Origin of the sequence: Streptomyces sp. NBC_01471 (assembly GCF_041438865.1) — a bacterium.
In the GTDB taxonomy this organism is placed as follows: domain Bacteria; phylum Actinomycetota; class Actinomycetes; order Streptomycetales; family Streptomycetaceae; genus Streptomyces.
The window spans coordinates 4748500-4770207 of the sequence record NZ_CP109450.1 but is presented as its reverse complement, the minus strand read 5'-3'; the positions used below and the strand labels follow the sequence as shown (position 1 = coordinate 4770207).

Here is a 21708-nt window from a genome sequence, read left to right as displayed (position 1 = left end):
ATCTGTTCGCCCTGACCAGCAGGCACCCGCTCCCCGGAGCCAACGGCCGCAGGTGACCGCACTGCTCACGATCACCGCGCCCCCGAGCTGGTCGGCCATGCCGTCGGGGCGGTCCTGGTGCGTGTGCGGCTACGAGCGCCACGCCATCGGCCGCGCCGCCACCCTCCAGCTCATCGAGAACCACACCGCGCACCGCGACCACTGCCCCCTGCTCGCCCCCGTGGAAGGGAGGACCGCAGCATGAGCACCCCCAACGAACTCGGCTCCGATCTCTGGGAAGGGTTCGACGACCTGACCCCCGAGACCATCACCGGCCCCACCTGGGACGAGCCCGTACCCCTGTCCGCGCGCAGGCAACTGCCCGCCTTCCCCGTGCACGCCCTCCCCGCCTGGCTGGGGGACATGGTCGCCGGGGTGGCCGAGGAGACGCAGACACCGGCCGATCTCGCCGGGTGCCTGGCCCTGGGAGTCATCGCCACCGCCGCCGGCGGACGGGCCACCGTCTGCGTACGCGGGCACTGGCGCGAACCCGTGAACCTCTACACCGCCGTTGCCCTGCCCCCCGGCAACCGCAAGAGCGCCGTATTCGCCCTCATGACCGGCCCACTCCTCGCCGTGGAAAAGACACTCGTGGAACTGTCGGGCCCCGTACGGGCCGAGGCGGAAACCACGGCACGCCTCGCCAAGGCAGCAGCGGACAAGGCCGCGCAGAAGGCGGCAGGAGCCGAACCCGGCCTACGTGACCAGCTCACCGCCGAAGCCGTCCAGCTCGCCCAGCAGGCCGACGAACTCACCGTGCCCGCCAAGCCGCAGCTCATCGCGGACGACGTCACCCCGGAAAGCCTCGCCACGCTCCTGGCCGAGCAGGACGGGCGCATCAGCGTCATGTCCGCCGAAGGCGAGATCTTCGACATCATCGCCGGACGCTACTCCGGGGCCCCCAACATGGGCGTCTTCCTCAAAGGCCACGCAGGGGACATGGCGCGCGTGAACCGGCAGGGCCGCGACCCCCAGCACATCGAAGCCCCCGCCGTCACGATGGCCCTGGCCATCCAGCCCGAAGTCCTCGACTCCATCGGCCGGGTCAAAGGCGCCGATGGGCGCGGCCTGCTCGCCCGGTTCCTCTACGCCAAGCCCCTGTCCCTGGTCGGCTCCCGCAACCTCACCCCCGACCTCCTCAGCGAGGAAACCACCGCCGCCTACACCAGGACGCTCGGGGGCCTGACCATGGCACTCGCGGACTGGACCGACCCCGCCGTCCTCACCCTCAGCCCCGAAGCCGACACGGTCATGCTCGCCTACCAGAAGGTCACCGAATCCAGGCTCGGCAAAGGCGGCACCCTCGCCCCCGTCGTGAAATGGGCCTCCAAACGAGACGGAGCAGTCGCCCGCATCGCCGGACTGCTCCACCTCGCCACCCACCCCGACAACGGATGGACGCTGCCCATCGAAGCAGCCACCATGGCCGCCGCGACCGAGCTGGGCGACTACTTCACCGCCCACGCCCTCGAAGTCTTCGACGCCATGGGCGCCGACCCCGCACAAGAAGCCGCCCACCAAGTCCTCGCCCACCTCAAGGACCAGCGGCTCACCGGGTTCACCAAGCGAGAACTCTTCCGGGGCCTCTCCCGCGGGGACTTCCCCGCCATGGCCGACCTGGACCCCGCCCTGACCCTCCTCGAAGAACACGGATGGGTCCGCCAACAGCCCCAACCCCCACGCAGCGGACGCGGGCGGCCCCCCTCGCCCCGCTACGACAGCCACCCGAGTACCGCCCCGCCGCTCACCAGCGCGTGACGGAAAACCCCAACCCGCTGACAGAACTGACAGAAATCGCTGGAACGGCCTCTGACCTGCGGTGATACCCGTTTCGGACTCCGTGACAGAAATCAAAAGAAGTCCGACAGAAATACGGCACCCACCACGCGCCCTCCAGCGGACGGTGCGTGACAGAAATACCCCGCAGCTATTTCTGTCAGATTTTCCGCGATTTCTGTCACGAGCCCCCCAGACGACAAAACCGCAGGCCAGACCCCACATCCACGATTTCTGTCAGTTCTGTCACGGGAAACCGGCCCCACCGTCCCGCAGGAGCCCCGGTGACCACCAACCACACCCCAGCACCCGACCCCCGCACCACCCTCCGGGACGGCCTCCCGGACCGCTACCTCACACCCGAAGACCTGGCCGCAATGTTCAGCCTCCCGAGCGTCGAAACCGTCTACGCCTGGCGCAAGAAGCGCATCGGCCCACCCGCCATCCGCATCGGCCGGCACCTGCGTTACGACCCCCGCGCCGTCCGCGATTGGGTCAACAGCCTCGCCACAGACGACGACATCGCCGCATAACCCATCCCAGCCTTCAGGGGCACGACCGGATACCAGTCGTGCCCCTGCCCCATCACGCCCAGGAGCCCCCCGTGGCAGGCCACATCCAAGACCGCTGGTACAAAACCGAAATCATTGATGGAAAGACCGTCCGCACGAAGACCGACCGTCACGGCACAGGAATGCGGTACCGAGCCCGCTACGTCGGCCCGGACGGAACGGAGAAGAGCAAGTCATTCCCTGACAAGCAGAAGCGGCTTGCGGAGCAGTGGCTCGTCACAACTGCTGCCGACATGTCGCGCGGCCAGTACATCGACCCCCGCGCCGCACGCATCACCTTTCAGCAGTTCGCCGAGAAGTGGGTGGCCACCCACACAACCGAAATCAACAGCCGTGAGGCCGCTGAGCGTCGACTCCGGCTGCACGCGTACCCGTACATCGGGAGTCGTCCGCTCGCCTCATTCCAGCCCGGCCACATCCGGACGTGGCTCGGGGAACTGGAATCCGTAGTCGCCGCCTCCTCTCATCGGCGCATCATCTTCGGCACCGTTTCGGCGGCCCTGAGTGCGGCTGTGGATGACACGCTGCTCGCCAAGAATCCCTGCCGGGCCCGGTCAGTACAGATTCCCAAGGCGAGCCCGCCACGGGTGGCTCCGTGGACATCGGATCAGGTTTTCGCTGTACGCGCCGCGCTAGTCGAACGCCTGCGGGCGACTGTCGATGTTGCAAGTGGATGTGGTCTGCGACAAGGCGAAGTCTTCGGCCTCTCGGAAGATGAACTCGATTACGAAGGCGGCTGGCTCGGAGTTCGACATCAGCTCAAGCGGATCCGTGGCAAGTTCGTCTTTGCGCTGCCCAAGGGCGGGAAAGTCCGAGACGTTCCCCTGCCGAAAGCGGTAGGAGCCGCGCTCCGAGCCCACTCCGAGCAGTTCCCCCCGGTCAGAGTGACGCTGCCCTGGCGCACGCCCGATGGGCCACCCGTCACAAAGACGCTTCTCTTTAGCGGAACTTCCGGCAGCCACGTGCGGGTAAGTCACTTCAATGACCACCTGTGGAAGCCTGCTCTGGCCGCTGCGGGCGTCATCCCGGAACCGAAGACAGGCGAGAGGTACGCATCAGCGTCTGAGGACGGCATGCATGCTCTGAGGCACTTCTACGCTTCCGTCCTGCTGGATGCCGGAGAGAACATCCGGGCCCTGAGTGCGTACCTAGGTCACAGCGATCCCGGTTTCACTCTGCGGATCTATACGCACCTCATGCCGAGCAGCGAGGGGCGTACCCGCTCGGCCGTCGATGCCCTGTACAAGGCGCCTGCGGACCATGATCACGGCCCAGAGGCGGCCCAGTAGCCGCGCTTACGCCCTGGTCAGCGGTTAACCTGCTGGTCAGGACGTAGGTCTCCCTTGGTAGCGAGACTTCATCTATTTCTGGCCGCTGTTCACCGGGGACGCGATCCCGCTGAGCCAGTGGAACAACCGGATGTGGCTGAGTACCTGGATCTGACGCCGGGCCCGGCTCCCCGCCCTCCACTCCGCTCCCTCTGCAACTGCGGAACTGCCGAACTGCGGCCTGTGATACGGCCCATGGTTCCGGTCGGGTAACGACACCCCCGGCGCCACTCGGGTCCCGTACGCTGCTTGACGTAACTCTCTTGAACATGTTCAAAGAGACTCCCGGGGAGGGGACGCAGCAGTGCGTAACGGGGTAAAGATAGGCATCGTGGGCGGGGCGTTCGCGGTCGTGGTCGGCGGGGTCGGCTACGGCGCGTACAACATCTGGAACGCGGTGGACGGTTCGGGCGGCGGAGCCGGAGACTCCACGGGGACGACCCAGGCCGCGCCCGTGCGCACCGGCCCGCCGACGGCGGACGAGATCAGCGGTGCGGCGAAGGACTTCCTCGCCGCCTGGGCGAAGGGCGACGCGGACACGGCGTCGCGGCTGACCAACAACGCGACGGACTCGCAGGCGCTGCTGACCGGTTACCGCGAGGACGCGCACGTCACGAGGGTCACCCTGACGCCCGGCGCGGCCTCCGGTGCCAAGGTGCCGTTCACGGTGAAGGCCACCGTCTCGTTCGAGGGGAAGACCAAGCCCTGGTCCTACACGTCCTCGCTGAGCGTCGTACGCGGGCTGACGACCGGCCGGGCGCTGGTGGACTGGGCCCCGTCGGTCGTCCACCCGGACCTGGCGAAGGGCGAGACGCTCACCACGGGCGAGGCGGAGTCCGCGCCCATCAAGGCGGTCGACGACAACGGCGCCGAGCTGACGAAGGAGAAGTACCCCTCGCTCGGGCCGGTCCTGGACTCGCTGCGGCAGAAGTACGGCGACAAGGCGGGCGGCAAGCCGGGCATCGAGACGTACATCGCGGGCGCCGGCCCGGCCGACAGCACCGCCCCCGCCAAGACGCTGCTGACCCTCTCCAAGGGCACCCCCGCGCTGCTGCACACCACGCTCGACGCGCGGGCGCAGGCGGCGGCCGAAACAGCGGTGAAGAAGTTCAGCGAGTCGTCGGTGGTGGCGGTCAAGCCGAGCACCGGTGAGATACGCGCTGTCGCCAACAACCGTGAGGACGCCTTCAACGCGGCGATGCAGGGCAAGCTCGCGCCCGGCTCCACGATGAAGATCATGACGGCTGCGATGCTCATCAACAACGGGCTGGCCGCCGAGAAGAGCCCCATCCTCTGCGAGCCGTCGGTCATGTGGCAGGGCCAGACCTTCCACAACCTCGACAACTTCTCGATCCCCAGCGGCACCATGGAGCAGAGCTTCGCCCGCTCCTGCAACACCGCCTTCATCAAGCCGGTCGGAAAGCTGAACGACCGCGGCATCGCGGACACGGCGCTGCCGGACACGGCGAAGAAGTACTTCGGTATCGGCTCCGTCTGGAACGTCGGCATCCCGACCTTCGACGGCAGCGTGCCGCAGACGAGCGGCCCCAACACCGCCGCGGCGATGATCGGTCAGGGTCTTGTCCAGATGAACCCGCTCAACATGGCGTCGGTCACCGCCACCGCCCGCAGCGGCGCCTTCCACCAGCCGGTGATCGTGCCCGCGTCACTGCGCGACGGGAACACGGCCTCCGCGCAGCCCCTGCCCGCCAACACCGCGCAGCAGCTGCGCGACATGATGCACACGACGGCGACGGCGGGGTACGGGACGGGCACCGTGGCGATGTCCGGGGTCGGCGGGTACAAGGGCGCCAAGACCGGATCGGCCGAGGTCGACGCCCAGGGCAAGTCCAACAGCTGGTTCGCCGGATTCAGCAACGACCTGGCCGCGGCTGCGGTCGTCCAGTCCGGCGGCCACGGCGGGGACGCCGCGGGTCCGGTGGTCGCGGCGGTGCTGGCGGCGGGGTCCTGAGGCTGATTCCGGCAGGGTCCTGAGGCTGTTCCCGGCGGGGTCCTGAGGCTGATTCCGGCGGGGAGGGGGAGCCCTGCGGGGTGAGGCGAGCCGGGGGTCAGTTCTCCGGGGTCCCGCCCCCCCCCCCGCCGGGGTCTCCGCCGGTGCCTCCGCCGGTGCCCCGTCCGAGAACCCGTCCGAAGCCTCCGGTGTGCGTTCGCGCAGGAGCTGGAGGAAGGCGCGGGCCGCCGGTGAGGCCGCGGAGGCGATCCAGACCGCGCGCACCGTGCGCGGCGGCACGCCTTGCGTCGCCACGGCGCTCACCCCGGGCATGCCGGCGGCCGTGGCAGCGGGCACCAGACCGATACCGAGGCCGCGCCCCACGAGCTGTTCGAGCAGCGCCATGGTGTCGGCCTCGTACGCGACGGTGCGGGTGGCCCCGGCCGCCGCGAACGCCGCGTCGTTGTGCCGCCGGATCCCGGAGCCCGGCGGCATGTCGACCATGTCCTCATCGGCCAGCAGACCCGGCGTGACCGGTGCGGCCCCGGCCAGCCGGTGCCCGTGCGGGACGATGGCGACCAGCTCCTCGTACGCGAGCACCCGCCCGGCCAGTCCGGCCGGAGGTCCCCCGGGGCGGGTGTCGACGAACGCGAGGTCGAAGACGTGGTCGCGCACCTGTTGCAGCAGGTCCCGGACCGGCCTGGCGCAGAGCGAGACATGCACGGCCGGATGCCGGTCCCGGTAGGTCGCGAGCAGGTCGGGCAGGTCCACCGCGGTGAGCGGGGTGATGGTGCCGATGCTCAGCCGGCCGCGTACCTCGCTGCCGCAGGCCGCCACCTCCCCGCGGGCTCGCTCGACGGCCGCCAGGGCCTCGCGGGCCGGGCCGAGGAACGCCTCACCGGCCTCGGTGACCCGCACCCGGCGGCTGGTGCGCTCGAACAGCAGGGTGCCCAACTCGCTCTCCAGCCGGGCGATTTGGTGGCTCAGCGCGGACTGGACCACGAAGCAGCGGTGAGCGGCGCGGGTGAAGCTGCCGGTCTCGGCGACGGCGACGGCATAGGTGAGCTGACGGAGTTCCACGCGTCCATCGTGTCACCCGTGTCCGCCATCCATCGCGTTTCACGATCGCTGGCATGACAACCATCTGTTGGATTCATCCGTCCTGGCCGGGGAGCATGAACGCGAGTCCGGACCGGCCGGCGCCGAGGGCGCTGTGCCGCGCCCCCGGACGGTGAACTCCCGGAAAGGAAACGGACGTGGCCACCTCCTCGGCTTCCTCAGCTGCTCACCCCCCGTCCACCGCGGGCGCTCCCCCGCTCCCTGCGGGCGGCGCCACCACCGACGGCCCGGGGCGCGGCACGGTCGTGCTGATGTCCGTGGCCGTCGGGCTGTGTGTGGCGAGCAACTACTACGCCCAGCCCCTGCTGGACACCATCGCCCGGGACCTGCGGCTGTCCGCCGCCTCCGCCGCGCTGGTGGTGACCGTCGCCCAGGTCGGCTACGCACTGGGGCTTGTCCTCGTACTGCCGTTGGGCGACCTGCTGGAACGCCGCCGGCTGGTGTGCGGCCTGACCCTGGCCACGGCGCTCTCCCTGGCGCTGACCGCGGTCGCCCCCAACGCCGGGCTGCTGCTCGCCGGCACCGCGCTGACCGGTCTGCTGTCGGTGACCGCGCAGGTGCTCGTACCGTTCGCCGCCGATCTGGCCGCCCCGCAGCAGCGCGGCCGGATCGTGGGGACGGTGATGAGCGGGCTGGTGCTCGGCATGCTGCTCGCCCGTACCGCGTCCGGCGCCCTGGCCTCGGTCGGCGGCTGGCGCACGGTGTACTGGGCCGCGGCCGTGGCGATGGTGCTCCTGGCCGCCGCCCTGCACCGGGCGCTGCCGCAATACCGGGGAAACGCCGGCCTGCGCTACGGACGGCTGCTGCACTCCACCGCACGTCTGCTGGTCGAGGAACCGGTGCTGCGCGCAAGGGCGTTGATCGGCCTGCTGGCCTTCGCCTGCTTCAGCGCGCTGTGGACGTCGCTGGCCTTCCTGCTCTCCGGACCCGGCTGGGGCTGGTCGGACGGCGAGATCGGACTGCTGGGTCTGGCCGGTGCCGCGGGCGCGGTCGCCGCCCAGCTCGCCGGGCGGCTGGCGGACCGCGGACGGACCACGCAGACCACGATGGTCAGCGCGCTGCTGCTGCTCGGCTCCTGGGGGCTGCTGGCCCTGGGAGGCCACCAGTTGGCCCTGCTGATCGCCGGCATCGTGCTGCTGGACCTGGCGCACCAGGGCGTGCACATCACCAACCAGTCGCTGATCTACGCCCTGCGCCCGGACGCCCGCGGCCGCATCACCTCCGCGTACATGACGTGTTACTTCGTCGGCGGGGCGATCGGCTCGGCCCTGGTCGGGGTGGTCCACGCCCACGCGGGCTGGAACGGGGTGTGCGTACTGGGTGCCGCGCTCGCCCTGCTGCTGTGCCTGGCGGGTGCCGCGGATGCCGACGTCGTACGGAACTGGTGGCAGCGGCAGACCCGGCTGCGGGAGCTGGGGGCCGTGCCGTACGCGAGCCTCCTGGCCTTCGCCGTGCTCGTGCTCATCGCCCTGGCGATACGCCTGGCCACGTGACGCGGGCTCGGTGGCACCGGACGCGGCGGCTCAGGACCAGGCTCCGGAGTCTTCCGGGCGGGGGATCAACTGGTTCGCGTGGTAGGTACACCGGACGTTAGCGTTACGGGCCATGAGCACTTCCGAACCCACTGCCAATCCCCGGTTCGCCGAGGCGCTGCGCGAACTGGGCCTGGAGGTCGAGGTCCGTGGCTTCCCCGAGGCGACGCGGACAGCGGCCGAGGCGGCGGCCGCGATCGGCTGCGAGCTCAGCGCGATCGTCAAGTCGCTGATCTTCGAGGCCGACGGGGCGCCCGTCCTGGTCCTGATGGACGGGGCGTCCCGGGTCGACGTCGACCTCGTACGGGAGGTGCTCGGCGCCGAGAAGGTCAAGCGCGCCGACGCCGGTCTCGTACGGGAGACCACCGGGTACGCGATCGGTGGGGTGCCGCCCTTCGGCCACCGCAACCGCACCCGGGTCATCGCCGACCGGGGCCTGCTGGAGCACCCCGTCGTCTGGGCCGCCGCAGGCACTCCGCACACGGTCTTCGCCATGGAGCCGAAGTCGGTGGTCGCCCACGCGGGCGCCACCCTGGCCGATGTCCGGGAGTCCGCCGCGTGACTCCCACGGTCATCCTCGCCGTCGTCGTCGCAGCGATAACGCACGCCAGCTGGAACGCCATTGCCCACCACATCAAGGATCAGCTGGTCTCCTTCACGCTGATCTCCGCGGGCGGGCTGCTGATCGGCGTGCTGGGCGCGCTGTTCGTCCCCTTCCCGGCCGCCGCCGCGTGGCCGTATCTGCTCGTCTCGGCCGCGCTGCACGTCACGTACATGCTGCTCCTCATGCGGTCGTTCACGCTCGGCGACTTCGGCCAGATGTATCCGATCGCGCGCGGCACGGCGCCGCTCGTGGTGACCGTGCTGGCCGCCGTCTTCGTCCATGAGATCCCGAACGGCTGGCAGTTGGCAGGGGTGGCGGTGGCCTGCGCCGGACTCGTCGGCGTGGCCCTCTGGGGCCTCAAGGGGTCCCGCCCGCAGTGGCCGGCGATCATCGCGGCGCTCGCCACCGGCCTGGCCATCGCCTCGTACACCACGGTCGACGGCGTCGGCGTCCGCGACTCGGGCACCTCGCTCGGCTACATCGCCTGGCTGATGGTCCTGGAGGGCATCGCCATCCCGGCATACGCGCTGTACCGGCGCCGTGGCCAACTGGTGGCCCAGGTACGCCCGTACGCCACCAAGGGGCTGGTCGGCGGCGCGATGTCGGTGGTCGCGTACGGCCTGGTCCTGTGGGCCCAGACCCGCGCCCCGCTCGCCCCGATCGCCGCGCTGCGGGAGTCGTCGATCATCGTGGGCGCGGCGATCGGCGCGCTCTTCTTCAAGGAGAAGTTCGGGGCGCCGAGGATCGCCGCGGCCGGGCTGATGGTGGTCGGCATCGGGCTGATGCTGCATACGGCTTAGCCTCTGCTGAATCCCGGCGCTCCTGCTCCCGGTACGCCCGCTGCGGGGGGCGTACCGGGCTCATCCCCGCTGCAACCGCTCCGGCAGTGCCACCCAGCGCCGAGGGGTGCTGGGATCGGCCGCTTCCCGGCCGTCGCTGATCCTCAGCCCCGCCGCGGCACACGCGTAGGCAAGGCTGTTGGCGCCGTAGGGGAACGTGTGCTCGTTCTGCCAGAAACGGAAGTTCCAGTACGCGGGCGGATCCGACGCGTCCGGGCAGAGGCCGGTCTCCTCGGATACGACGATCTCGCCATCGCGTGCCAGGGTGCCAAAGGTGCCGCCCTTGGGATTGAAATACAGCCCATACGCGGAGGTGCCCGCCGATATCGCTTCCAGCACGGCGGCGTCGCCGGGCATGTACCCCTCCTGTGTGATCACGCACCCGCCGGGGTCACCGGCCACACCCGTCACACCGACATGGCGCAGGCACTCGTCGCAGTTCTCCGGGTCGAAAGGCGCCTCGTCGAGGTCCGCCTCCGGGCACTGCGCGGGGTCGGCGCCGAGCCGCCGGATCACCTCGTCCTCGCTCAGACCGCGCACGAACGCGACACCAAGTCCCTCGGTCCACAAGGGCCCCTCGCCGAAAGCGGCGATGAGCGCATCCGCCGCCCGCACAGCGGCGGCCTCGCCGGCGGGCAGCTCCACCGCTCCCGGCAGACCCGCGACGAACGGCGCGAGCGGCGTGGTCAGCAGCAGTCGGCCTGGCGACCAGGGGCCCGACTGAGGCGTCCACACATCCGCCCCGGCACCGATCAGCGCACGGACAACGGCCTCGTCCACACTCCGGGCGGCGTGCCACAGCGGCGTGTGCCCCTCCTCGTCGCGTGCGTCGACCTCCGCCTCGTACGTCAGGAGCGCCGCAACCGCATCCGCCGCCCCGGCCCCGGCTGCCCTGTGCAGCGGCATGGTCCCGGACGGCCCGGCGCCGCCGGGCGGTGCCCCGCCCTCAAGCCGGGCCCGGACCAGGGCCGCATCACCCCAGTCCTGGTACCCCATCCGCTCCCAGTCCGCCCGGGGTACGTAGCGCTGCCGGGCCTCCTCCTCCTGACGCGCCGTCTCCAGCTGGGAGCGCGTCAGCGGCGGCGCCAGGAACGACGGCGGTCCGCCCCTCTCCACATACACGGAGGCACCCTGCTGTTCCGGTGGATCCAGAAGCTCAAGTCCCGGCCAGACCTCGACCACCCGCTCCGACGCGGCACGGAGCGCCGCCGCATCGACCGGGGTGCGGGTCTCGGTTATCCCCTCGTCCGGCCACTCGACGATCAACCACGCTTCCCCGGGCGCCGGCAGTTCCGCCAGGTAGAGGTCGACGTCCGTCTTGAACAAGGACCGCCGGGCATGGTGCAGGCCGGGATCCAGCGGGATCAGACCGACTGCCTGGTCCGTCACCGCCGTCCTGGTCCGTCCCGGCGGCCCGGGGATCGAGACGCTCCGCGTCGTCGTGCCGTCCAGCGAGGTCACCCGGCGGCCGTCGGCCGGCAGCAGGCCCACCCGGAGCCCGGACTGACGTCCCGGATCCGCGTCCTGCCTGCGGACCTTGCGGAAGACCGCCAGGTGCAAGGTGACCGACCGCGGCCACACCGACCAGCCCGTCAGCAGCACCCGGACATCCGGACCGGCACCGACCACGTCGCACTGCGGCAACACCACGGGCGCGAACCGGTCGACGGGCGGCGTGTACTGCCCGTCGTCCTCCGCCGCCGGGCGTAACCGGACCAGCACGGACCGCTCGGCGGCCGTTTCCTCCGGCATCACCAGATCATCGAAGAATCCCATGCACCGAGCGTGACACGGGGGTCTGACAACGCCCTCGGATCGCCGGTGGCCATCGGCCCGCCGTCGGCCACCGGTCGGCGGACGGACTCACCGCCGGTGGCCTGCCCGTGGCACCAGCCAGCGCCACCGGTCACGAACAAGGCCTGGCTCAGCCTCCCCCGGGCGCACGGCGACATGCGGGTTTCCGTCAACTGCCGTCCCCCCACGGCAGATCGGTACGCTCAGTCACACCTCACCGTGGTTGACCGTTCCGGAGACGAAGGGCTCGCGGCGTCCGCTCGGCCGATGTCGGCGGACGGCCGGGCGATGAGTGGCGCCTCGTCCGCCTCGCGGGGCACGCTGTCGCCGCTGTCCCGTTCCGACCGGGCGCCGGCACTGGCGATCGGGCGCCGGGGGAAGGCATGGCGGCGGGCGCCGACGACGATGAACCATGCCGCGGTCGTGGGCACGACGGCGAGTAGCGGCAAGGACGCCACTCCCAGACGGTCCAGTACCTGCCCGCCCACGATGGACCCGCCGCCGATACTGAGGTTGACGCCGATGACGTACAGCGCGGACACCGCGGCCTGGGCCTGCGGTGCGGCCGTGAGCGCGGCGGACTGCAAGAGGGTGGGCAGACCCGCGAAGAGCAGGCCCCATACGACGATCAGGACGAGACTCACGGACGTGGCCCTGCCCGTGGCGGCCAACGCCGCGAAGACCAGTGCCATCGCGCCGACGAAGAGCAGGGTCGCGCCGCGGGGACGGTGATCGACCAGTACGCCGGTCGTCCACACTCCGGCGACTCCCGCGAGTCCGAAGGCGAGCAGCGCCGGGCCTGCCGCTGCCGAGCTGACGCCGATGTGCCGCAAGTAGGGCGAGACGTAGGAGTAGAGGCTGAAGTGGCCGAGCATGACCAAGGTCGTGGCGACGGTGACGGTGAGCACGCCCGGGAGTTTGAAGGCGGCCAGGGCCGTGACCCGCGTCTCCGGTGAGCCGGACGCCTCAGGCAGCAGGAGTGGCGCGGTGACGAGGGCGAGTGCGGCCACCGCGGCGAGCAGGACGAAGGCGCTGCGCCAGCCCAGCGCGTTGCCGACGGTGGTTCCCAGCGGCACACCAAGGGCCAGCGCGGCGGAGTTGCTCGCGAATACGGCGGCAACGGCGCGGCCCGCCCGCTCCGGCGGGACGAGGCGGGTGGCGTACACGGGTAGGACCGACCAGAGGACCCCGTGCGTCGAAGCGGCGATCAGACGGGCGACGACAGCCACAGCGTAGGAAGGGGCCGCGGCGAGCAGCAGATTGCTCAGCACGAACACGGCCATGATGACGAGGAGCAGACGCCGCTGCGGCCAGTGCGCGGTTCGGGCCGTGATCGGCAGCGTCACCACCATGATGACGAAGGCGTACAGGGCCACCAGCAGGCCGGCCCGCGACTCCGAGACACCGAGGCCACCGCTCACCTGGGGCAGCAACCCCATGGGCAGCGTCTCCGTAGTGATCGACATGAAGCCGGCCAGGAACAGGACGGCCAGGCCGGCACGCCCGGACCGGAGAGATGACGTGGTTTTGACAAGGCTGTTCACGGCTGGAACGGTAAACTTTCACACCGATGTCAAGGTCAAGACGACGGCGAACAGGATGCGGCGTGAAGATCAGTGAGCTGTCCCAGCACACCGGGATCAGCAGCCGCTCGCTGCGCTATTACGAGCAGCTGGGCCTGCTTCACCCCCGTCGTCTCCCCAACGGTTACCGGGATTACTCCGAGGAGTCCCTCGTATGCGCCGAGCGGGTTCGCGACCTGCTCAGGTCCGGCCTCGGCACCGAGGCCATCAAGGACATCGGCTGCTGTTTCACCGGGGCGGGGGAGTCGCTGCGGGCGAAGGCGGACACGGAACTCGCCGCCGGCCTGGCCCGCGAGCTGGAGAACATCCAGAGCAGGATCGACATCCTCACCAGGCACCGCGACGCCATCCAGGCCCACTTGGCTGAAGCACGTCTCGCGGCGGATTGAGCCCGCACTCGCCCGACCGGCATGCCCGACGGCACCAGTCGAGAGGGGGCTAGAGTTCACTATGCGTCCCCATGCCTCGAATGACCCGTCCAGTGATGGCGCTGCGGCGTCTCCAAGGGCCCTCCCGCCGCGCGGGAGCAGGCCGGCGCACAGCCTCGAATCGACCTCCGAGTCCGGCCCCGAGCGGAACCCCGATGCGAACCCCGTCTCGCTGTCGATCAGCGAACTCGCTCACCGGTGCCGAGTGAGCACGCGGTCACTGCGGTACTACGAGGAGCAAGGTCTCCTGCTCCCGTCGCGCAACGCCGTGGGGCACCGCAGGTACCAGGCCAAAGACGCCGACTGTGTCGGGTTCATCCAGCGTCTGTACGGCGCGGGCCTGCCGAGCGACCTGATCCGTACGGTGGTCCAGGAGTGGAAACTCCCCGACTCCGCGCCCCGGGTCGAGGCTCTTCTGCGTACGCGGCACGCCGAACTCTCACGTGAAGCGGAAGAACTGCACGCCAAGCTGACCGGCCTGGAAGCCGTACTGAACGCGGTGACCGACAACAGCTGACTTGCCCTTCACGCCAGTGTGAACGTCTACCTTCCTGGCGAAGGCCCCGAGCGGGACCCGCAGGAAAGGCAGACGGATGAGCAGCTACATGCTGGCGCAGCTCCAGCTCAAGTACGGTTTCGCGAATCTGGCGCGCTACGAAGCCGCCATGGTGACCATCCGCGAACTCTTCGAATCGCGGGGCATCTCGCTGGTCGCGGGCACGGTGACGCAGGTCGGGCCGCTGTATGAGGCATTCAACCTGTGGGAGATCGAGGACCAGGGCCACCTGGAGCGCGCACTCGGTGCCATGACGCTCAGCGATCCCCGTGCCGTGGAGGCCATGGGCGAGCTGGACGCCACGGTGGAACACGAGCAGACGCGCTTTCTCGGATCACTCGCGTTCGCAGGGGGCCCGAACACCGCGTGAGGCTTCAGGGCGGGGTTGGTTCAGTCAGCACGCCCTGCCCGTGGTCGCGCCGCCGGGTCTCCCGCCTGTTCGCCGGTGATACCTCGCGGGGCAGCAGGCGTCCGGGTGGCGGAGGCGAGGAGGGCCAGTCTTTCGGCGCTGTCGGTGCCCGGGTCCGGATGGAAGATGACGAGCGTCTGGCCTGCCGTGCCGGCGATGCCCAGCCGCTCCCGGTTCAGGGAGAGGCCACCGACCTGGGGGTGGTCGATGTGCTTGGATGCGCCTTCGCACGCCGTGACGTCGTGGCGGGCCCAGATCCGGCTGAAGCGGGGGCTGGCGAGGGAGAGTTCACCGACGAGCTCGATGACCCGGGGGTCGTCCGTGTCGGCGCCGACGGACTCACGGAACCCGGCGACCATGCCCGCGGCCGCGCTCTCCCAGTCCGGGTGGAGGTCCTTCTCGGCGGGGTCGAGGAACACGTCCCGCAGGCGGTTGGCTCCCGCCGCGAGACGCGGTGACAGTGCGGTCGCCAGGGCGTTCGCGGCGAGGACGTCGAAGTAGCGGCCCTCAACCAGCGCGGGCAGCGAGAGCGTGGCGACGAGCTGGGCGATGCCCGGCGGAACGGTTTCCCTGCGGGGCCGTCGCCGTCGGCGCCGGGGTGTGCCGGCACCGAGGTTCAGCAGGTACGCCGTCGCGTCGTCATCGAGCCGCAGCACGCGGGCGAGGGATTCGAGGACCTGCACGGAGGGGTTGCGGTCGCGGCCCTGCTCCAGGCGCAGGTAGTAGTCGGCGCTGATACCGGCGAGCATCGCGACCTCTTCCCGGCGCAGACCCGGCACGCGCCGTACCCCCAGGACCGGGATACCGGCCTGTTCAGGGGTGACGAGCTCGCGGCGGGCGCGCACGTAGTCGCCCAGCAGGTTCGGTTCGCCGGTCATGCCGCCACTGTAAGTCGCTCGCCCGAGCGCGTGCCTGGTCCTGTCACCCCCAGGATCGCTGGGGCCCTGGCTCGGCCGGAGCCCGGACAGCAGCCTGGTCACCGGCTCACCGACCCGGTCTTTCCCCGTACGTCTTGCCCCGTACGTCTTTATCCGTACGCCCTTCCCCGCACGACACACAGCAAGGAGCGAACCCATGTCGACGTATCTGCTGGTACACGGTGCCTGGCACAGCGGGCAGTGCTGGGAGCGGGTGGTCCCGTTGCTGGAGTCGGCCGGACACCGGGTGGTGACTCCGTCGCTCGCCGGCTACGGCGACCAGGCGCACCGGCTCGGCCCCGAGGTGGGGCTCGACACCCACGTCGACGACATCGTCGGGCTGATCACCGAGGAGGACCTCAGCGAGGTGGTACTCGTGGGACACAGCTATGCCGGGCTGGTCATCTCGTCCGCGGCCAACCGGGTCCCGGACCGGATAGCACAGTTGGTGTACCTCGACGCGATGGTCCCGGAGGACGGCGAGAGCGCGGCCGATGTCATGCCCATCACCCAGCCCCTGATCGATCTCGCCCTGCGGTCGGACAGCGGCTGGCGGGTTCCGCCGCTGCCCGAAATGCCGCCGCCCATGGGCCTGTTCGGGGTCACCGACCCGGCGGACGTCGCCTGGCTGCGCAGCATGCTGTCGGACCAGCCGGTGCGCTGCCTCCAGCAGCCGGTCCGGCTGGACAACCCGGACGCGCGCCCGATCCCCCGGACGCACATCCACTGTGAGGTCGGCAAGCCGGAAGGCTTCACCCGGCGCCCCGTCCCCGCGATCCAGCCCAACGGCACACCGGCCCAGGTGTGGACGTTGGCGACCGGCCACGACTGCATGATCACCACGCCGGCCGAGCTCGCCGGCCTGCTGCTCAAGCTGGGCTGACAGCAGGGGCGGTGGGCGTCAGTGGGGACCGGCCGCGTCGGCCGGAGTACGTACGGCGAGGAGGAGGTCCTCGTAGGTGTGGTGGCGACGGGTGGTGGTGCGGTGGTGCAGGAGCCCGGCCGCGCGGACGTGCTCGCCGGAGTCCACGAGGGCGCGGGCCAGGGTGTCCTGGATGATCTCCCGCTCGACGCGTACTCCACCGGTCCGTTCCGCGCTCTCGCCCAGGCCGGACAGCAGATCCACCGCGACACGGGGACGGCCTGCGGTGACCTCCGCCAGCGCCCGCACCACAGGGGCCAGGACATCGCGGAAGTCGGCGCGTTCGTCGGCGGCGGCCCGGCGGGCCAGGATGTGCAGGTCGTCGGTGGCGGCCTCCACGGCAAGCGCCAGGGCCAGGTTGAAGGTGTGGAAGATCTCCGCCATCCCGCCCGGTGCGGAAAGCAGCTCCCGTACCTGACCCGGATCGCTGCGCCCGGCCGGCGACTGTCCGACCAGGAACAGGCGCCAGTTCGTCGCGGCCCGCATGCCGACATCCGTACGCGCCAGTGCCGTGTCCGCCCGGCGGCGCGCGTCCGGGAAATCGCCGCAGGCGATGGACTGCAGCGCGGCATGCCAGTTCAGGTGCCGTGACTGCACCGCCTGCGGGTCCTCCCGGAGCCACTGGTCCAGGAAGTCGGCCGCGTCCCGGCCGGTTCCCAGCTCGTGCTCGGCGTGCGCGAGGGCGTGCGCGGCCACTCCCGAGCGCGGATACAAGTCCAGTGCGTGACCGGCCAGTTCGTACGCTTCACGCACCCGGCCCTGCTCCGCCCTGGCCGCGGCCAGCCAGCTCTGCCACGGCCAGCTGTCCGGACCGGCTGCCGCCGCCTGCCGCTCCGTCAGCACATCGCCGTGCGCTCGGTAGGCGGCGTCCCCGCACGAGGAGAACGCGCCCAGCATGAGCCGGCCTGCTCATCGGCGGGCCACCGGTCGAAGTGCTCCACCAGGTGATCGGCGGTCAGGCGGTACTGCCGGTGGGTGTGGAGAAAAACCCCGTACACGAGACTCGCCTCCCGCTCACCGGCGGCCAGCGCGTCCCGGTGCGCGATCGACAGCTGCTCCTTCAGCACCGCGTCGTCCCACCGGTCCCCGGTCGCCAGCGCCAGCAGCGCCCGCGCCACGCCGGAGCCCGGATCGTCGCCGGCCCACTGACGCAGCAGAGGCAGTACCCGCCCGCTCAGGGACAGCAGCGCCTCCACCGCCCGCTCCGCCAGTGGCGTACCCGCCACTGCCGCCCCCACCGCCGTCCCGCCGCTCATGCCCGGCTCACCGGCCCGTTCACACGCTCGACATGAACACGGCGGTGCAGACGATGCCGCTGTTGCCGCAGTGGTTGCGCGGCAGATCCAGCGGCAGGCCGGCCTGGTTGCCGCTCCCCACCCCGCTCCCGGCCACCGTGGAGCCCACGGCCCGAGCACCGCCCTGGCTGACACAGGTGTTGCCGAACACCGCGTTCCCGATACCGATCACGCTCGCGTGAGCGGCAGTGGCCGGAAGCAGCGCCACCCCGGCCACCGCACCCAGTACCGCGGCCCGCGCACCCGCACGTCCCGCAACACCACCCGTGCTCCGCGTCTCCACGCCCATCGCGCTCCTCCTTCATCCGGAACCGTGTCCCGGTGCCCGTACAGCTGACGCCGGCCGGACGAACCCGGGCCGCACTCCCACCAACGACAGAACCCGGCTCCCGACAGGTGGGCACCACCCGGCCCCTCGCGGCAAGGCCCCGACTGGTTCAGCGGGACACCTCCAGCCGCAGGAACACCGGCACCCGCAGCGGCGGCCGTTCCGCCAGGGTCAGCACTATGACCGCGCCGCCGGTCATGAACCGCTCCAGCCGTGATGCCCGCACCTCGTGCCACACCCCCTGGACCCTGATGAGGTCGCCACGGACCACCAGGACGGCGCACAGGCCGTACTCACCCCGCACGCCCGCCACCGCCGCCCCGGCCCAGCTCGGCCCAGACGACCTTGCCGGGTCCGACCCGCTCGCCGAAGCCCCACGTGTCGGCCAGCGCGTCCACCAGGAAAAGGCCCCGGCCACCGTCCGCATCCAGGTCCGGACCGACCATCCGGGGAGGCACGGACGACGCGTCGTGCACCTCGATACGGATGCCGGGTCCGTGCGCGTCCGGCATGAAGCGGGTCTCGATCTCCCGCCCCGGCGAGACCACGGCGTGCCGTCCGGCATTGGTCAGCAGCTCGGAGAGGACGAGGGAGGCCACGTCCACGAGCGGTGCGAGGCCCCAACCCTCAAGTGCTGTACGGAGTTCCGCACGCGCCCGGGCGACACAGGCGGGGTGTCGGCTCCACCGCCGTACGACTGCGTTCCTGGCGATCCGCTCCATCAGCGCACCACCACACCGTGCAGCGGGCAGGGCGGTCCGACGTCGACGCCGTGCAGATCGAACCACGCGATCCGGCTGTGCTCCAGCCGCTCGTACGCCAGGGACGAGAACGAGCCGAGGTTGGGACGGAGTTGATGGCCGAGCGGCAGATACGCACGGCATACGAGGAGACGGCGCCGACGCAGTACGAGCGGGGGCGGCGGACCGGGCCGCCGTCTCGCCGACCGATTCAGGAATCGGGCCACGGGGTCGACGAGACGGGCAATAAACTTCAGCATGTCGGCGCTCCTGGGTAGGCGTTGGCCACGCCCCCGGACCGTTGCTGCGGTCGCGGGGGTCTCGTGCGTTCCTGTCGCACTGTGACCAATAACTCACAGCCTGTGGTTTGCGTCGCTACGCTTCTAGGGGTTTCGACCTGACAACGGGCAATTCAAGTGAGGGAGTTGGGCTCGTGGCGGCAGCAAACAAACGGCGCTCGATGCGACAGAAGTACGGGGAGGAGCTGAGGATCCGGCGCATCGCTGCGGGCCTGACGCAGGAAGAGGTGAGCGAGGTGGTGGTCTGCTCACCGACACTGATCAGTCACTACGAAGCGGGGCGCCGTCTGCCCAGCCCGGACGACGCACAGCGGCTGGACCGCGCCCTGGGGACGGACGGGTTCTTCGCCCGCTGGCTGAAGGATTTGGACTCGAAGTACGCGAGCCACTTCGCTCCGGTAGCGGAGTTCGAGCAACAGGCCAAGGAAATCCGGCACTACGGCAGCTCACTGATCCCCGGCCTTCTCCAGACGGCCGCTTATGCAAAGGAGGTGCTCAGTGCCCATGCCGCGCTCGACCCGATGACTCCGGTTGACGAACACGTCGTCAACCGCATGGACCGTGCACCGATCATTGAGCGTCCATCCGACACAGTATTTTGGGCCCTACTGGACGAAGCGGCACTGCGGCGGCGGATCGGTGGTCCGCAGATCATGGCTGAACAACTGCACAAGATCGCCGACCTGGCCGAGGCTCTACGAATCCGATTGCACGTCTTGCCGTTCGGAGTCGGGGCGCACGCCCTGCTCGCTGGAATGCTGTATCTGATGAGCTTCGACGACGCTCCGCCCATCGCCTACGTGGAAGGCGTCGGGACCGGCCATGTCTTCGACGATCCGATCATGGTGAAGCACTGTCACCTCGCCTACGATTTGGCCCTCGGCGACGCGCTGTCTGCCAAGGAATCGCTGGCCCTGGTCAGGGCCGCAGCAAAGGAGTATGAACGTGAACGGTAACGCGCGCATCGACCTCGCGTTCGTCAGCAACTGGCGCAAGTCCAGCTACAGCGGCCCCGGCAACGACGATTGCCTGGAAGTGGCTGACGGATACGCCGCCGTCCCCGTCCGCGACTCCAAGAACCCCCACGGCCCCGCCCTGGTCTTCCCCGCCGAAGGCTGGTCCTCCTTCGTCACCGCCGTGAAGGGCGGACACCTCACCGCGTAACGCGAACCGGTCACCCCGCGCGAACAGCCCTGGCCCCTCCCCCGGCAGCCAGGGCGTTCGCATGTCCGTACCGGGGCCGAGCCCCGAAGTGCCACAGCCGACAACGCTCAATTCCCTCGTAGGAGTCGCGCGCCGGGACGCCGTGCGGCTCAGTCGGCGTGGATGATGTTCCGCGACCTTTCGACACAAAGGAGACGCGGATGGGAATCTTCGACAAGTTCAGGGACCAGGCGAAGGCCAAGGGGAGGGATATCTCGGACAACCTTGAACAGGAGGCCAACGAGAGGACCGGCGACAAGTACGCCGATCAGATCGACAAATCCCAGCAGCAGGCGGAGCAGCGTCTGGGGATTGACGACGATCCCAACAAGTAGCCCGAACCAGCAGTCGCGTTCGTGCTGCGTGCATGCTCTGAGCCGGCTGCGGCCCGCCCGTCCTGATACGAGGTCTCCCGACCGCTTTCCGGTTTCCCGGCGGAGGAGGTGATCTTGGACGGTGCGGGCCGCCGGCCCCTTCAGAGCCTGCGTTCAGCGGCGCTCCCGGCGGTGCCTGCGATGGCGGCGGCGAGACCGAGAGCGGCGAGGGCAGTACGGAAGCGCATGTCACTCCAGTGCTGGTCGTGGAACAGAGACAGGCACCAGTAGACCCAGCAAGCCAATACATCCGGATCAATTCGCCTGATCGTCGGAGTGTCGGCACGAGGGTGAGGGCCGGGGCGTGACCCGTGCGGCGTGGTCGCGTTGATCAAGCGCATCCGACCTCAGCCTCAACAGCTGCACCCTCATCACCTGGAGTCCGTCATGAAGAAGCCGTCCCTGCGTCTGGCTGCCCTGGCCGCCCTCTCCCTCGTAGCGCTCGCACCGGTGGCCTCGGTCTCGGCACAGGAGCGTGGTCTGCTGCCGCCGCTCAAGCTCAAGGCGGGAGACCCGTACACGTTCTGTCTGACCGACGCGTCCCAGAAGGCCCTCAGCAAAGCCCGGATCACGCTGGGCGCCGTCGCACCCGGCACGATCGTGACCGACAAGGGGCACCGGTGCATGCGTGCGACGCTCAAGAGCGGTCAGATCAACACCGACCTGACCGGTCTGGAAGGGGAAGGGACCGGCGGTTTCACCTTCAGCCGTGACGGTCACCGGGCCGAGTTCACCCACCCCCGGGTGGCACTTCACCCGGACAGGACCGGGTCGTGGACCGCGGAACACCGTGGCAAGCGCATCGAGATGTTCACCTCCGCCAAGGCCGGAGCGAAGCTCTCCCTGACCAAGGTCAGCGCGGAACACCTCCCGATGAACCTCACCGCGGCAGGAGCCGCCGCCCTGGCCGACACCTTCGGCACCAGCCCCGTACAAGCCGGCCGTCCCTTCTTCGAAGGCAACTCCAGCTTCGACGTACTCCACTCCGTCACCTCACCGCTGACCGGGCACCGCTGACCGCCTCACCCGCAGCCCATGGCGAGACGGGGCGGGTCGACGTCCGGCTTGGCGCCCCCGTCCTCGTCGCGCCGACTCAGCCT

The 21708-nt window shown here is 70.1% G+C and carries 25 protein-coding genes and 1 pseudogene; 16 read left to right on the top strand and 10 right to left on the bottom strand.

Translation table 11 applies throughout. From position 1 onward, the window contains the following. Window positions 1-52: 52 nt before the first annotated feature. The 5 genes from OG285_RS21330 to OG285_RS21310 all read left to right on the top strand — a co-directional run bounded on the left by OG285_RS21330 (window position 53) and on the right by OG285_RS21310 (window position 5687). Complete coding sequence (locus tag OG285_RS21330; RefSeq protein ID WP_371791915.1) at window positions 53-244, top strand: hypothetical protein; 192 nt, start codon at window positions 53-55, stop codon at window positions 242-244. After that, window positions 241-1797 (top strand): DUF3987 domain-containing protein, encoded by a 1557-nt coding sequence (locus OG285_RS21325; RefSeq protein WP_371791914.1) that lies wholly within the window; start codon window positions 241-243, stop codon window positions 1795-1797. The genes OG285_RS21330 and OG285_RS21325 overlap by 4 nt, the downstream gene beginning before the upstream one ends. A gap of 302 nt (window positions 1798-2099) precedes the next feature. Then, window positions 2100-2348, top strand: a complete 249-nt coding sequence (locus tag OG285_RS21320) for a helix-turn-helix transcriptional regulator (protein WP_371791913.1) — start codon at window positions 2100-2102, stop codon at window positions 2346-2348. Window positions 2349-2419: 71 nt separating this feature from the next. After that, complete coding sequence (locus OG285_RS21315) at window positions 2420-3676, top strand: tyrosine-type recombinase/integrase (protein ID WP_371791912.1); 1257 nt, start codon at window positions 2420-2422, stop codon at window positions 3674-3676. A gap of 343 nt (window positions 3677-4019) precedes the next feature. Then, window positions 4020-5687, top strand: coding sequence for a penicillin-binding transpeptidase domain-containing protein (locus tag OG285_RS21310; RefSeq protein ID WP_371791911.1), 1668 nt, complete (start codon window positions 4020-4022; stop codon window positions 5685-5687). Window positions 5688-5891: 204 nt separating this feature from the next. Here the strand turns inward: OG285_RS21310 and OG285_RS21305 are convergent. Next, window positions 5892-6746 (bottom strand): annotated as a pseudogene (locus tag OG285_RS21305) (LysR family transcriptional regulator); the annotation flags it as partial. 176 nt (window positions 6747-6922) lie between these two features. On the opposite strand from OG285_RS21305, the gene OG285_RS21300 reads away from it, so the two are divergent. The 3 genes from OG285_RS21300 to OG285_RS21290 all read left to right on the top strand — a co-directional run bounded on the left by OG285_RS21300 (window position 6923) and on the right by OG285_RS21290 (window position 9721). Further along, on the top strand, window positions 6923-8278 hold the full coding sequence (locus tag OG285_RS21300) for an MFS transporter (RefSeq protein ID WP_356834049.1): 1356 nt from the start codon (window positions 6923-6925) through the stop codon (window positions 8276-8278). A 112-nt stretch (window positions 8279-8390) separates the two neighbouring features. After that, window positions 8391-8879, top strand: coding sequence for a YbaK/EbsC family protein (locus tag OG285_RS21295; RefSeq protein WP_356834046.1), 489 nt, complete (start codon window positions 8391-8393; stop codon window positions 8877-8879). Beyond that, complete coding sequence (locus OG285_RS21290) at window positions 8876-9721, top strand: DMT family transporter (RefSeq protein WP_356834044.1); 846 nt, start codon at window positions 8876-8878, stop codon at window positions 9719-9721. The genes OG285_RS21295 and OG285_RS21290 overlap by 4 nt, the downstream gene beginning before the upstream one ends. Window positions 9722-9781: 60 nt before the next feature. On the opposite strand, the gene OG285_RS21285 is transcribed toward OG285_RS21290, so the two are convergent. After that, window positions 9782-11536, bottom strand: a complete 1755-nt coding sequence (locus OG285_RS21285) for an ankyrin repeat domain-containing protein (protein ID WP_371791910.1) — start codon at window positions 11534-11536, stop codon at window positions 9782-9784. A gap of 221 nt (window positions 11537-11757) precedes the next feature. Further along, window positions 11758-13098 (bottom strand): MFS transporter, encoded by a 1341-nt coding sequence (locus tag OG285_RS21280; RefSeq protein WP_371791909.1) that lies wholly within the window; start codon window positions 13096-13098, stop codon window positions 11758-11760. A gap of 62 nt (window positions 13099-13160) precedes the next feature. Between OG285_RS21280 and OG285_RS21275 the strand changes: the two genes are divergently transcribed. The 3 genes from OG285_RS21275 (at window position 13161) to OG285_RS21265 (ending at window position 14491) form a co-directional block, all read left to right on the top strand. Continuing rightward, window positions 13161-13526: a MerR family transcriptional regulator gene (locus OG285_RS21275; protein WP_371791908.1), complete on the top strand. Its 366-nt coding sequence runs from the start codon at window positions 13161-13163 to the stop codon at window positions 13524-13526. A 61-nt stretch (window positions 13527-13587) separates the two neighbouring features. Then, a complete protein-coding gene (locus OG285_RS21270; RefSeq protein ID WP_356834035.1) occupies window positions 13588-14082 on the top strand; it encodes a MerR family transcriptional regulator in 495 nt (164 codons plus the stop codon). Window positions 14083-14158: 76 nt separating this feature from the next. After that, the gene (locus tag OG285_RS21265) at window positions 14159-14491 is read left to right on the top strand and encodes an NIPSNAP family protein (protein ID WP_371791907.1); all 333 of its coding nucleotides are present in this window, start codon (window positions 14159-14161) and stop codon (window positions 14489-14491) included. Window positions 14492-14511: 20 nt separating this feature from the next. Here OG285_RS21265 and OG285_RS21260 read toward each other — a convergent pair whose 3' ends face one another. Further along, the gene (locus tag OG285_RS21260) at window positions 14512-15408 is read right to left on the bottom strand and encodes a helix-turn-helix domain-containing protein (RefSeq protein ID WP_371791906.1); all 897 of its coding nucleotides are present in this window, start codon (window positions 15406-15408) and stop codon (window positions 14512-14514) included. A gap of 196 nt (window positions 15409-15604) precedes the next feature. On the opposite strand from OG285_RS21260, the gene OG285_RS21255 reads away from it, so the two are divergent. Further along, a complete protein-coding gene (locus tag OG285_RS21255; RefSeq protein ID WP_371791905.1) occupies window positions 15605-16330 on the top strand; it encodes an alpha/beta hydrolase in 726 nt (241 codons plus the stop codon). A gap of 18 nt (window positions 16331-16348) precedes the next feature. On the opposite strand, the gene OG285_RS21250 is transcribed toward OG285_RS21255, so the two are convergent. The 6 genes from OG285_RS21250 to OG285_RS21225 form a co-directional block, all read right to left on the bottom strand. After that, window positions 16349-17266 (bottom strand): hypothetical protein, encoded by a 918-nt coding sequence (locus OG285_RS21250; RefSeq protein ID WP_371791904.1) that lies wholly within the window; start codon window positions 17264-17266, stop codon window positions 16349-16351. Then, window positions 17206-17625 (bottom strand): hypothetical protein, encoded by a 420-nt coding sequence (locus OG285_RS21245; protein ID WP_371791903.1) that lies wholly within the window; start codon window positions 17623-17625, stop codon window positions 17206-17208. Before OG285_RS21245 ends, OG285_RS21250 begins: the two co-directional genes overlap by 61 nt. Window positions 17626-17644: 19 nt before the next feature. Next, the gene (locus tag OG285_RS21240; RefSeq protein WP_371791902.1) at window positions 17645-17953 is read right to left on the bottom strand and encodes a chaplin family protein; all 309 of its coding nucleotides are present in this window, start codon (window positions 17951-17953) and stop codon (window positions 17645-17647) included. 148 nt (window positions 17954-18101) lie between these two features. After that, window positions 18102-18296, bottom strand: a complete 195-nt coding sequence (locus OG285_RS21235) for a hypothetical protein (protein ID WP_371791901.1) — start codon at window positions 18294-18296, stop codon at window positions 18102-18104. Further along, window positions 18286-18714: an ATP-binding protein gene (locus OG285_RS21230; RefSeq protein WP_371791900.1), complete on the bottom strand. Its 429-nt coding sequence runs from the start codon at window positions 18712-18714 to the stop codon at window positions 18286-18288. Before OG285_RS21230 ends, OG285_RS21235 begins: the two co-directional genes overlap by 11 nt. Then, the gene (locus OG285_RS21225) at window positions 18714-18992 is read right to left on the bottom strand and encodes a hypothetical protein (protein ID WP_371791899.1); all 279 of its coding nucleotides are present in this window, start codon (window positions 18990-18992) and stop codon (window positions 18714-18716) included. Before OG285_RS21225 ends, OG285_RS21230 begins: the two co-directional genes overlap by 1 nt. Window positions 18993-19165: 173 nt before the next feature. Here OG285_RS21225 and OG285_RS21220 point away from each other — a divergent pair, with 173 nt between their 5' ends. From OG285_RS21220 to OG285_RS21205, 4 genes are all read left to right on the top strand, one after another. Continuing rightward, window positions 19166-19987 (top strand): helix-turn-helix domain-containing protein, encoded by an 822-nt coding sequence (locus OG285_RS21220; RefSeq protein ID WP_371791898.1) that lies wholly within the window; start codon window positions 19166-19168, stop codon window positions 19985-19987. Continuing rightward, on the top strand, window positions 19977-20195 hold the full coding sequence (locus tag OG285_RS21215; RefSeq protein ID WP_371791897.1) for a DUF397 domain-containing protein: 219 nt from the start codon (window positions 19977-19979) through the stop codon (window positions 20193-20195). Before OG285_RS21220 ends, OG285_RS21215 begins: the two co-directional genes overlap by 11 nt. Window positions 20196-20395: 200 nt before the next feature. Beyond that, window positions 20396-20569 (top strand): Rv0909 family putative TA system antitoxin, encoded by a 174-nt coding sequence (locus OG285_RS21210; RefSeq protein WP_356834012.1) that lies wholly within the window; start codon window positions 20396-20398, stop codon window positions 20567-20569. Window positions 20570-20995: 426 nt separating this feature from the next. After that, window positions 20996-21625, top strand: coding sequence for a hypothetical protein (locus OG285_RS21205; protein WP_356834010.1), 630 nt, complete (start codon window positions 20996-20998; stop codon window positions 21623-21625). Window positions 21626-21708 lie beyond the last annotated feature (83 nt).

Bases quoted from the DNA above. Each gene is read 5' to 3' on its own strand.
- OG285_RS21250 (WP_371791904.1), bottom strand. From the start codon at position 17,266: ATGCTGGGCGCGTTCTCCTCGTGCGGGGACGCCGCCTACCGAGCGCAC.
- OG285_RS21265 (WP_371791907.1), top strand. From the start codon at position 14,159: ATGAGCAGCTACATGCTGGCGCAGCTCCAGCTCAAGTACGGTTTCGCG.
- OG285_RS21240 (WP_371791902.1), bottom strand. From the start codon at position 17,953: ATGGGCGTGGAGACGCGGAGCACGGGTGGTGTTGCGGGACGTGCGGGT.
- OG285_RS21285 (WP_371791910.1), bottom strand. From the start codon at position 11,536: ATGGGATTCTTCGATGATCTGGTGATGCCGGAGGAAACGGCCGCCGAG.
- OG285_RS21260 (WP_371791906.1), bottom strand. From the start codon at position 15,408: ATGACCGGCGAACCGAACCTGCTGGGCGACTACGTGCGCGCCCGCCGC.
- OG285_RS21325 (WP_371791914.1), top strand. From the start codon at position 241: ATGAGCACCCCCAACGAACTCGGCTCCGATCTCTGGGAAGGGTTCGAC.
- OG285_RS21205 (WP_356834010.1), top strand. From the start codon at position 20,996: ATGAAGAAGCCGTCCCTGCGTCTGGCTGCCCTGGCCGCCCTCTCCCTC.
- OG285_RS21225 (WP_371791899.1), bottom strand. From the start codon at position 18,992: ATGCTGAAGTTTATTGCCCGTCTCGTCGACCCCGTGGCCCGATTCCTG.
- OG285_RS21295 (WP_356834046.1), top strand. From the start codon at position 8,391: ATGAGCACTTCCGAACCCACTGCCAATCCCCGGTTCGCCGAGGCGCTG.
- OG285_RS21210 (WP_356834012.1), top strand. From the start codon at position 20,396: ATGGGAATCTTCGACAAGTTCAGGGACCAGGCGAAGGCCAAGGGGAGG.
- OG285_RS21255 (WP_371791905.1), top strand. From the start codon at position 15,605: ATGTCGACGTATCTGCTGGTACACGGTGCCTGGCACAGCGGGCAGTGC.
- OG285_RS21230 (WP_371791900.1), bottom strand. From the start codon at position 18,714: ATGGAGCGGATCGCCAGGAACGCAGTCGTACGGCGGTGGAGCCGACAC.
- OG285_RS21245 (WP_371791903.1), bottom strand. From the start codon at position 17,625: ATGAGCGGCGGGACGGCGGTGGGGGCGGCAGTGGCGGGTACGCCACTG.
- OG285_RS21270 (WP_356834035.1), top strand. From the start codon at position 13,588: ATGCGTCCCCATGCCTCGAATGACCCGTCCAGTGATGGCGCTGCGGCG.